Below are 10,648 nucleotides of genomic sequence, written 5' to 3'. Positions count from 1 at the left end.
GGAAACGCCCGGTCCCATTCCGAACCCGGAAGCTAAGCCCTCCAGCGCCGATGGTACTGCACTCGACAGGGTGTGGGAGAGTAGGACACCGCCGAACACCCGTTGTAAGAAGGGGACCCACTTGGTGGGTCCCCTTTTTGCGTTTGTACCCGAAAATCCGAAAGGACGCCCGTGTCGGAAGACAACAACGATCGTCGCCCCTCCCGAGCAGACGGTGGCAATCGCCCCAACGAGTCCCGAGATCGCAACCCCCGCGCTCAGGACCGTCGCGCCGACCCGCGTCGTTCGGACGGTCCTCCCCGCAGGCGTGGTGGGGAAGGTGGGTTCTCCGGCGATCGCCGCGGGAACAGTGCATCGTCCGACCGTCGAGCCCCGCGGCCAGACGAGCCGGATCTGCCCGACGAGGTCGAAGCCGGCCAGCTCGAGCCGGCAGTGCGCCGGGATCTGCTGAGCTTGGACAAGAACAATGCCACTGCTGTGGCCCGTCACCTCGTGATGACCAGCCGCCTGCTCGACGACGATCCGCAGTTGGCGCTGCTGCACGCGCGCGCTGCTCGTCAGCGGGCCGGCCGCATTGCCGTCGTACGTGAGACAGCCGGTATCGCGGCGTATCACGCGGGTGAATGGGCGGAGGCTCTGTCGGAACTGCGGGCGGCACGTCGAATGGCCGGCGGCCCCGGCCTCATCGCGGTCATGGCCGACTGCGAACGCGGACTCGGGCGCCCCGAGCGGGCCATCGAACTCGGTCGCAGCGACGAAGCGCGGGAACTGACCGGTGAAGAGGCGTCGGAACTTCGGATCGTCGTCGCCGGCGCTCGTATGGATCTCAATCAGTACGACCAGGCCGTCGTCACCCTCCAGACTCCCGATCTCGACGCGTCCCGGTCGGGTACGGCTGCGGCTCGTCTGTTCTACGTCTACGCCGATGCGCTCGTTGCTGCCGGTCGCGTCGACGAAGGTGTGAAGTGGTTCCTCAACGCTGCCGCGGCGGATGTCGATGGAGAAACCGACGCAGAAGAGCGGGTCGAGGAGTTGTCCGGGGGCAGTCGGTGACATTACTGCGCGACGCCCACGACGTTCTGCTGCTCGACCTCGACGGCACCGTCTACGCCGGCAAGGAACCCATTCCGGGTGCAGTGGAGGCGCTTTCGGGTGGTTCCGAGAAGCAGTACTTCGTCACCAACAATGCCAGTCGCGCACCGAGCGATGTCGCCGAACACCTCCGTGAACTCGGTTTCGACACCACAGCGGAATTTGTCGTCACCAGTTCCGAAGCAGCAGCCCGAGTACTCGCGGACAGACTCGATCCCGGTTCACGCGTCCTCGTCGTCGGTACCGACGCCTTGGCGACCGAGATCGAGAAGGTCGGATTGACGCCGGTGCGCTCTGCCGACGACCAGCCGGTTGCGGTGGTTCAGGGACATTCGGTCGATACAGGGTGGCCCATGTTGGCCGAGGCGGTGCTGGCTGTGCGTGCGGGCGCGCTGTGGGTCGCGACCAACGTCGATGCGACTCTTCCGACCGAGCGCGGCCTCGTTCTCGGCAACGGTTCGATGGTGGCAGCAGTGCGCAATGCCACCGACGTCGAGCCCATCGTTGCAGGCAAGCCCGCGGCTCCCATCATGCGTGACGCCGTCGAGCGAAGTGGTGCCAAGTCGGCGCTCGTGGTCGGGGACCGGCTCGATACCGATATAGCAGGCGCGAACGAAGCTGCCCTCCCGTCGCTGTTGGTCCTGACGGGTGTCAGTACCGCTGCAGAGTTGCTTCGTGCTCCGAAGCACCTGCGTCCCACTCACATCGGTAGTGATCTCGGGGTTCTGAACAAGGACGAGTCGGCGTCCGAGGTCGCTGGTAAGGATGGCTGGACGGTCGGCATCGACGACGAGGTCCTGTCCGTGCGGTTCGAGGGTGCTGCCGAGATGGATGCCTTCGAAGGTTTGCTCGCCGTCCTCGATGTTGCGTGGTCGGGTTCGGAATTCTCGGATGTTCGCTTCGACGGGGATGGACTCGCCGATCTGCGCTCGTTGTTGGGTTGTTGACACGGGTTCGTGCAGTCGGCCGCGAGCGGGCGTTCGTCGGACCCATCCGATAGCGTGAGAGGTGATGAGCGCGTCGATTCCACTCCCAGGACAACACCGGCCGAACGCGGTCGGCGAACAGTCGTCCGCAGATCCGGACAGCATCAGGGCCGAGGTGTCGTCGCTGCTCGCGCAGCTCACCATCGGGTCGGAGGCAGACCTCGACTCGGAGGCCGTCGATTCGGACGCCCTGGCGCGTGATGCGAGTGTGCTGGACCGGGCCCATGAAGTGCTGGTTCGGGCCTTGACGACCGTCGACAAGACCTGACGTGGCCCGTCGCGCACGTGTCGACGCAGAACTGGTCCGTCGTGGATTGGCCAGATCTCGTGAACACGCCTCAGAACTCATCGAAGCAGGCCGGGTGAAGATTGCCGGAACCGTGGCTTCGAAGCCCGCTACCGCCGTCGAGCCGGGCACTCCGCTGTTGGTGGCCGAGGAAGACAACGAAATCAGCTGGGCGTCTCGCGGCGCGCACAAACTGCTCGGTGCCCTCGACGCGTTCGAGCCACTGGGTCTGACCGTCGACAACGCGCGGTGTCTCGACGCCGGTGCCTCCACGGGAGGTTTCACCGACGTTCTGCTCAGTCGCGGTGTGCGTGAGGTCGTTGCGGTCGACGTGGGTTACGGCCAGCTCGTGTGGCGGCTGCAATCCGACGAACGCGTGCACGTCATCGATCGCACCAATGTGCGTTCTATAGATGCCGACACGATCGGGGGCCCTGTCGACGTCATCGTGGCAGACCTGTCGTTCATCTCTCTGAAGCTCGTTCTTCCCGCTTTCGTCGCGTGCTCCACGTCGGGTACGGACATGGTGTTGATGGTCAAGCCTCAATTCGAGGTCGGCAAGGACCGCGTCGGTTCCGGCGGCGTCGTGCGAGACCCGGCGTTGCGGGCGGAGGCCGTCGAGGACGTCGCGAATGCCGCGCTTGCGTCGAACCTGCGAGTCGAGGCGGTCGCCGCAAGCCCACTGCCGGGACCTTCGGGCAACGTCGAGTACTTTTTGTGGCTGAAGGCGGGCGCAGGTGACGGTTCGCCGCGTACCGACGTGGACGTCACCGAGTTGGTCCGTCACGCGATCGAGGAAGGACCACAGTGACTCCGTCCCATGCAGCACCGACACAGGAGTCCGTTCGGGAGATTCTTCTCGTCGCACACCCCGGCCGGCCGGACATCGCCGAGACCGCGCGTCGAGTGGGCAAAGTGTTCGACGAAGCGGGTATCTGTCTGCGGGTTCTCGTCGACGAAGTGGAACCGTCCAAGATCGAGGCATCGGACACCGAGGAACACGACCATGTGTTCGTGGCGGACATGAGGCTCAACGTCGTCGAGTTCGGTCCCGATGCGGCCGCCGGGTGCGAGATGGTTCTGGTTCTCGGTGGTGACGGAACGTTCCTGCGAGCGGCCGAGCTCGCGCAGGCGGCCGACATCCCGGTTCTCGGTATCAACCTCGGCCACGTGGGGTTTCTCGCCGAGGCGGAGGCCGACCATCTCGAGGACGCGCTGGCGCGGGTCATGGCCGGCGACTATCGCATCGAACAGCGGATGACGTTGGACATTGCCATCCGTGTAGGCGACCAGGTCGTCGAGCGTGGGTGGGCCCTGAACGAGGCGAGCATCGAGAACGGTTCCAGGCTCGGGGTCCTCGAGGTCGTTCTCGAAGTGGACGGGCGTCCGGTCTCCGCGTTCGGCTGCGACGGAGTGCTCGTGTCGACACCCACGGGGTCGACGGCGTATGCGTTCTCTGCAGGCGGGCCGGTGGTGTGGCCGGAACTCGAAGCCATACTGGTCATTCCGAGCAACGCCCATGCTCTCTTCGCGCGTCCGCTCGTCACCAGCCCCGAGTCGATCATCGCCGTCGAGATCGATGCCGGCGGACACGATGGTTTCGTGTTCTGCGACGGCCGCCGCACGTTGGGGTTGCCGGCGGGAGCACGCGTCGAGGTCGTACGGGGAGCATCGCCCATCAAGTGGGTTCGCCTGGATTCGGCACCGTTCGCCGATCGCATGGTCAATAAATTCGAACTGCCCGTGACCGGGTGGCGGGGGAGAGCGAGGTAGGGATGCTCGAAGAGATTCGGATCGACAGCCTCGGAGTCATCTCCGGTGCGAGCGCACAATTTCACGAGGGGTTGACGGTTCTCACCGGCGAGACCGGGGCCGGCAAGACGATGGTGGTCACCAGCTTGCATCTGCTGTCGGGTGCACGCGCCGATGCAGGTCGGGTGCGGCTCGGTGCCCAAAGGGCCGTGGTCGAGGGGCGATTCAGCACCGACACCGCCTCGGAACAGGTGATCGAGGACGTCGAGAAGGTGCTCGAATCCTCGGGAGGTCAACGCGACGAAGACAATTCGATCATTGCCGTGCGAACGGTCAATTCGGACGGCCGCTCGCGTGCGCACCTGGGTGGACGAAGCGTCCCCGCGTCGGTGCTGTCGAACTTCACCGATTCGCTGCTGACAGTGCACGGTCAGAACGATCAGTTGCGGCTGCTGCGCCCCGATCAGCAACTCGGTGCACTCGACAGATTCGCCGGTGATTCGGTGGCCTCTCTGGTGGCGAAGTATCGCGCCGCCCGCAAGACGTGGCTCGATGCACGCAACGAATTGATCGACCGCACCGAACGCAGCCGTGAATTGGCTCAGGAAGCGGACCGGCTGCAGTTCGGCCTGCAGGAGATCGACTCCCTGGCACCGGAGCCGGGTGAGGATCGCTCCGTGGCCGAGGATGTGCGCAGGCTCGGCGACCTCGATTCGCTGCGAGAAACCGCCGAGGGTGCCGCCGCGGCTCTCGTCGGGAGTACCGAGGAAGCGTCGGACACCACGTCTGCGCTGTATCTGTTGGGCGAGGCACGATCGCGTCTCGAACACGCCGACGATGCTGCTCTCACAGAACTGCTGCCCCGGTTGAACGACGCGATGGCCGTCGTCGGCGACATCGGTGCCGACCTGACCTCGTATCTGTCGGATCTCCCGTCGGATCCAGGAGCTCTCGACACGATCCTGAACCGGCAGGCCGAGCTGAAGTCTTTGACGCGCAAGTACGCCGCCGACGTCGACGGTGTCATCGCGTGGGCCGAGGACGCTCGGGAACGTCTGTCTCGCATCGATACCTCTGCCGACGCGCTCGCGGAGCTGAGTGCGCGTGTCGAGTCGGCTGCTGTCGACGTCGCGGCGGCCGCGTCCAAGCTGAGCGCTGCCCGGTCGAAAGCGGCGACGAAGCTGTCCAAAGCCGTCAGCGTCGAGCTGGCCGGACTGGCGATGGGAAAAGCCAAGCTGCAGATAGATGTTCGATCGCTGCCGGCCGGACCGTCGGACACGGCACCGATCGTCGTCGACGGTACCGAGTTGCATGCGGGTAGTACCGGGGTCGACGAGGTCGAGTTCCGGTTGTCCGCGCACGACGGCGCCCAGGCGTTGCCGATCAGCAAGAGCGCGTCGGGCGGTGAGCTCTCGCGGGTGATGTTGGCGCTCGAGGTGGTGCTGGCGGGTTCCGACAAGGGCGCGACGATGGTGTTCGACGAGGTCGACGCCGGAGTCGGTGGTAGGGCAGCGGTCGAGGTCGGTCGTCGGCTCGGTCGGTTGGCTCGTACTCATCAGGTCATCGTCGTCACCCACCTGCCGCAGGTGGCTGCGTTTGCGGACACGCATCTGGTGGTGGACAAGACCGACGCCAAGAAGGGGGCGGCGAACAGCGGAGTCCGGACGCTGTCGTCCTCGGAACGCGTCGTCGAACTCGCCCGGATGCTCGCTGGGCTCGACGACACCGAGACCGGTCGCGCACACGCCGAAGAGCTGTTGGCCACCGCAAACGCGGATCGAGCTGCCCTGTAACTTTTGGTGCTGATGTGATCAGTGTGGTAGTTGTTTCGGCGCGCCTCCATGGCCGGGCGTGTCGATCGGGTCATCATGGTGGGCATGAAGATGCCGGCACTGCTGTCACGTAGTCAGGATTCGCTGCCCGGAATCACCGGGATCGCGCGAGTCGATCGCAACACGGCCAAGCTGCTCAAGCGGGTCGGCCCCGGCGACATCGTCGTACTGGACGAGCTCGATCTGGACCGGTTGACCGCAGATGCGCTTGTCGAGGCCGGGGTGCTCGCGGTCGTCAACGCGTCGCCGTCGATCTCCGGCCGCTATCCCAACCTCGGCCCCGAGGTCATCGTCGCCAACGGGATCACCTTGATCGACTCGGCCGGCACCGAGATCTTCAAGAAGATCAAGGACGGCACCAAGATCCGGCTCAACGACGGTGGCGTCTACACCGGCGATCGCCGCCTCGCCAAGGGTGAGGAGCAGAGCGAAGCCGAGATCTCGGACAAGATGATCGAGGCCAAGACCGGGCTGGTCGACCATCTGGAAGCGTTCTCGGGCAACACGATCGAGTTCATTCGGACCGAGAGTCCGTTGCTGATCGACGGCGTCGGGGTTCCGGACATCGACATCGACCTCAAGGGTCGTCACGTCGTGATCGTTGCCGACGGGCCGGGGCACGCGGAGGACCTGAAGAATCTGAAGCCGTTCATCAAGGAGTACTCGCCCGTCATCATCGGCGTCGGTGCGGGCGCGGACACAGCGATGAAAGCGGGACACCGCCCGGATCTGATCGTCGGCGATCCTGAGGACGTCACGGCGCAGACACTCAAATGTGGTGCAGAAGTGGTACTTCCGGCCGATTCGGACGGACACGCGCAAGGTCTCGAACGCATCCAGGATCTCGGCATCGGTGCCATGACCTTCCCGGCGACCGGTGCTGCTGCGGACCTCGCACTGCTGTTGGCCGACCACCACGGTGCGTCGCTGATCGTGTCGGTCGGTAGCCCGGCCAGCCTGGACGAATTCTTCGATCGCGGACGACGCAACACCAACCCGGCCGCGTTCATGACGCGTCTGAAGGTCGGTGCCAAGCTGGTCGACGCCAAGGCGGTGGCCACGCTGTACCGAAGCCGCGTGTCGGGCGGTGCAATTGCCCTGCTCATTCTCGCTGCGCTCGTTGCGGTGATCGTGGCGTTGGCAGTCTCCAACATCGGCGGCGAGTCCTTGGATTGGGCGATCGATCTGTGGAACCGATTCGCACTGTGGTTCCAGGGGTTGCTTTCGTGATTTCGCTTCGCCAACACGCCATTTCGTTGGCCGCAGTGTTCGTTGCGCTGGCCATCGGTATCGTCCTCGGCTCGGGTCTGCTGTCCAGCGGACTGGTTTCGGGTCTTCGAGACGACAAGACGGGTCTCGAGAATCAGGTCGACGATTTGCAGTCGACCAACAACCAGCTCGGCGAGCAGCTGAACTCGGCCGACGGTTTCGATGCGGCGGTCTCGGGTCGAGTACTTCGGGACACCCTCGTCGATCGCAGTGTCGTGGTCATCACCACACCCAACGCAGATCCCGGCGATGTCGACGGCGTCACGCGGTCGATCGGAGCGTCCGGGGCCACGGTCACGGGTCGGGTATCGCTCACGGATTCGTTCGTGTCCGCGGCGAACGGCGACGATCTGCGCACCCGACTGACCAATGTCATTCCGGCCGGGGTGCAGTTGCGGACCGGGGCGGTCGACCAAGGAAGTCTGGCGGGCGACCTGCTGGGTTCGGTGTTGCTGCTCAATGCGCAGACGGCGCAGCCGCAATCGACCCCCGAGGAGCTGTCTCTCGCTCTCGAGACGTTGCGCAGCGGCGGATTCATCGCTTACGACAACGGTGCGGTCGCACCGGCGCAGTTGGCCGTGGTGGTCACCGGTTCGGGTGCCTCGGATGTCGAGGACGGCAACCGCGGTGCCATCGTCGCTCGCTTCGCCGGAGCTCTCGATTCACGTGGAGCAGGTGCGGTACTGGCAGGTCGTTCCGGTGCGGCCGAGGGCAACGGCTCGATCGCAGTAGTACGAGCCGACTCGGCGTTGTCGTCTGCGCTCAGCACGGTGGACAACGTCGATCGCGAAGCAGGTCGAATCACCACAGTTCTCGCCCTGGCGGAGCAACTGGACGGTGCGTCGGGCCGTTACGGCACCGGAGCGAACGCGAACGCCGTCACCGTGGGTGCGCCGGTGAGTTGATCGGCGCTCGCGTCGAATACGCGTGTCGTTGGCGGTGAGGTACGTACTGGTGTTACCGTGAAGTCCCGTGGGTAGCAGGCCCAATTTCCACGCTTTACCTCTCTTATCAGCCCCCTGATAGGAGCAAGCCCTGCAGACTCGTCACGGGAGCCTCATTGTCACGCCTTCAGTCGCGTTCCGACACCAAGCACATCTTCGTCAGCGGAGGCGTCGCGTCTTCGCTCGGAAAAGGTCTGACGGCGTCCAGCCTCGGCCAGCTACTGACCGCACGCGGCTTGCGTGTGACCATGCAGAAGCTCGATCCGTATCTGAACGTCGATCCCGGCACGATGAATCCGTTCCAACACGGTGAAGTCTTCGTCACCGAGGACGGCTCGGAGACGGACCTCGACGTCGGCCATTACGAGCGCTTCCTCGACCGTGATCTGTCCGGATTCGCCAATGTGACCACCGGCCAGGTCTATTCGACGGTCATCGCCAAGGAGCGTCGCGGCGAGTACCTCGGCGACACCGTTCAGGTCATTCCGCACATCACCGACGAGATCAAGCGTCGCATCCTGGCCATGAACGGTCCGGATCTTCAGGGCCATCAGCCGGACGTCGTCATCACCGAAATCGGCGGCACCGTGGGCGATATCGAATCGCAGCCGTTCCTCGAAGCGGCGCGGCAGGTCCGTCACGACGTCGGCCGCAACAACGTGTTCTTCCTCCACGTGTCGCTGGTTCCGTTCCTGGCACCGTCCGGTGAACTCAAGACCAAGCCCACTCAGCACTCCGTCGCAGCACTGCGCAGCATCGGCATTCAGCCCGACGCGTTGATCCTGCGGTGCGATCGCGACGTGCCGCCCGGGCTCAAGAACAAGATTGCGCTGATGTGCGACGTCGACGTCGACGGCTGCATCTCCACACCCGACGCCCCGTCGATCTACGACATCCCCAAGGTGCTGCACAAGGAAGGCCTCGACGCCTACGTCGTCCGGCAGCTCGGTCTGCCGTTCCGTGACGTCGACTGGACCATCTGGGGCGGACTGCTCGAGCGCGTCCACCAGCCCCGCGAAACCGTGCGCGTCGGCCTCGTCGGCAAGTACGTCGACCTGCCCGACGCCTACCTCTCGGTCACCGAGGCGCTGCGTGCCGGTGGATTCGCTCATCGCGCCAAGGTCGAGATCAAGTGGGTTCCGTCCGACGAGTGCTCGACGCCTGCGGGGGCTCAGGCTGCGTTGGGTGATGTCGATGCCGTGCTCATTCCCGGCGGATTCGGCATTCGCGGTATCGAGGGCAAGCTCGGTGCCATCGAGTTCGCTCGTACCCGCAAGATTCCACTATTGGGGTTGTGCCTCGGTTTGCAGTGCGTCGTCATCGAGGCGGCTCGTTCGGTCGGCCTGACCGATGCCAATTCGGCCGAGTTCGATCCGGACACCAAGGATCCGGTGATCTCCACGATGGCCGACCAGGAGGACGCCGTCGCCGGCGATGCAGACCTCGGTGGCACCATGCGTCTCGGTGCCTACCCGGCGACGCTGCAGAAGGGTTCGGTCGTCGCGGCGTCGTACGGCACCGAGAACGTCTCGGAGCGGCATCGTCACCGTTACGAGGTCAACAATGTCTACCGTGATCGAATTGCCAAGAGCGGCTTGGTCTTCAGCGGTACGTCGCCGGACGGTCATCTGGTCGAGTTCGTGGAGTTGCCGGCATCGGTGCACCCGTTCTTCGTTGCTACCCAGGCGCATCCCGAGCTCAAGAGCCGGCCGACCCGTCCGCATCCGCTGTTCGCATCGCTGATCAACGCGGCGTTGAAGTACAAGGCTGCCGAGCGGCTGCCGGTCGACATTCACGGTGACACCGCTGCGGCTGAGAAGTCGGACGCCGAGGCCGAGACCGTCGGATGAGCGAGAACTCCAGACACGAATTCACGACGCTCGGTTCGGAGGTTCCGTACTCCGGCGCAATCCTCGCGCTGCGGCTCGATCAGGTGGCGATGCCGAACGGGCGTCGCGCCGAGCGAGAAGTGATCGAGCATCACGGCGCAGTCGGCATTCTTGCCGTCGACGATCAGGACCGCGTGGCGATGATCGAGCAGTACCGGCACCCCATCGGGCGTCGTCTCTGGGAGCTGCCCGCGGGCCTGCTCGACGAGCCGGGGGAGGAGCCCGTGCTGGCGGCGCAGCGCGAACTGGCCGAGGAGACCGGTCTCGCGGCCGGGAAGTGGTCGGTGTTGGTGGACGTGTTGGCCTCGCCCGGATTCACCGACGAAGCGGTACGCATTTTCCTCGCCGAGGATCTGAGTGAGGTCGATCGCCCGGAGGCACACGACGAGGAGGCAGACATCGAGCTGTCCTTCGTGCCGATGGACGAGGCCGTGCGTCGTGCGTTGGCAGGGGAGATCGTCAACGCCTCGGCCGTGTCGGGAGTGCTCGCGTTGGCGGCAGCTCGTGCCACGGGCACCGAGTTGCGTCCGGCCGACGCCCCGTGGGCGGATCGACCCACGGCATTCGAGTCTCGGAAGAGTTCACGAAAGTAGCCACC

General features: G+C 65.0%; 10 protein-coding genes and 1 rRNA gene. All 11 read left to right on the top strand.

Annotation, left to right across the window (positions count from 1 at the left end; all coding sequences use genetic code 11):
* A 5S ribosomal RNA gene (gene rrf, locus CH262_RS10115) occupies positions 1-97 on the top strand; the annotation flags it as partial.
* A 74-nt stretch (positions 98-171) separates the two neighbouring features.
* Complete coding sequence (locus CH262_RS10110) at positions 172-1,053, top strand: tetratricopeptide repeat protein (RefSeq protein ID WP_072692095.1); 882 nt, start codon at positions 172-174, stop codon at positions 1,051-1,053.
* The gene (locus tag CH262_RS10105) at positions 1,050-2,039 is read left to right on the top strand and encodes an HAD-IIA family hydrolase (protein WP_094717524.1); all 990 of its coding nucleotides are present in this window, start codon (positions 1,050-1,052) and stop codon (positions 2,037-2,039) included. The genes CH262_RS10110 and CH262_RS10105 overlap by 4 nt, the downstream gene beginning before the upstream one ends.
* 64 nt (positions 2,040-2,103) lie before the next feature.
* Complete coding sequence (locus CH262_RS10100) at positions 2,104-2,346, top strand: hypothetical protein (RefSeq protein WP_032408217.1); 243 nt, start codon at positions 2,104-2,106, stop codon at positions 2,344-2,346.
* A 1-nt stretch (position 2,347) separates the two neighbouring features.
* Positions 2,348-3,175 carry a TlyA family RNA methyltransferase gene (locus tag CH262_RS10095; RefSeq protein ID WP_032385011.1) on the top strand — a complete coding sequence of 276 codons (828 nt, stop codon included), beginning with the start codon at positions 2,348-2,350 and terminating at the stop codon, positions 3,173-3,175.
* Positions 3,172-4,137, top strand: coding sequence for an NAD kinase (locus tag CH262_RS10090; protein WP_094717523.1), 966 nt, complete (start codon positions 3,172-3,174; stop codon positions 4,135-4,137). Before CH262_RS10095 ends, CH262_RS10090 begins: the two co-directional genes overlap by 4 nt.
* 2 nt (positions 4,138-4,139) lie before the next feature.
* Positions 4,140-5,909 carry a DNA repair protein RecN gene (recN, locus tag CH262_RS10085; RefSeq protein ID WP_167327388.1) on the top strand — a complete coding sequence of 590 codons (1,770 nt, stop codon included), beginning with the start codon at positions 4,140-4,142 and terminating at the stop codon, positions 5,907-5,909.
* Positions 5,910-5,993: 84 nt separating this feature from the next.
* Complete coding sequence (gene steA, locus CH262_RS10080) at positions 5,994-7,178, top strand: putative cytokinetic ring protein SteA (protein ID WP_032366203.1); 1,185 nt, start codon at positions 5,994-5,996, stop codon at positions 7,176-7,178.
* The gene (locus tag CH262_RS10075) at positions 7,175-8,122 is read left to right on the top strand and encodes a copper transporter (RefSeq protein ID WP_094717522.1); all 948 of its coding nucleotides are present in this window, start codon (positions 7,175-7,177) and stop codon (positions 8,120-8,122) included. Before steA ends, CH262_RS10075 begins: the two co-directional genes overlap by 4 nt.
* Before the next feature lie 155 nt (positions 8,123-8,277).
* Positions 8,278-10,011, top strand: coding sequence for a CTP synthase (locus tag CH262_RS10070; RefSeq protein WP_027497215.1), 1,734 nt, complete (start codon positions 8,278-8,280; stop codon positions 10,009-10,011).
* On the top strand, positions 10,008-10,643 hold the full coding sequence (locus CH262_RS10065) for an NUDIX domain-containing protein (protein ID WP_032366114.1): 636 nt from the start codon (positions 10,008-10,010) through the stop codon (positions 10,641-10,643). Before CH262_RS10070 ends, CH262_RS10065 begins: the two co-directional genes overlap by 4 nt.
* Positions 10,644-10,648 lie beyond the last annotated feature (5 nt).

It is taken from the genome of Rhodococcus sp. 05-2255-1e (genome assembly GCF_002259025.1).
GTDB classification, from domain to species: Bacteria; Actinomycetota; Actinomycetes; order Mycobacteriales; family Mycobacteriaceae; genus Rhodococcoides; species Rhodococcoides fascians.
This window is presented reverse-complemented; position numbering and strand designations above follow the sequence as displayed.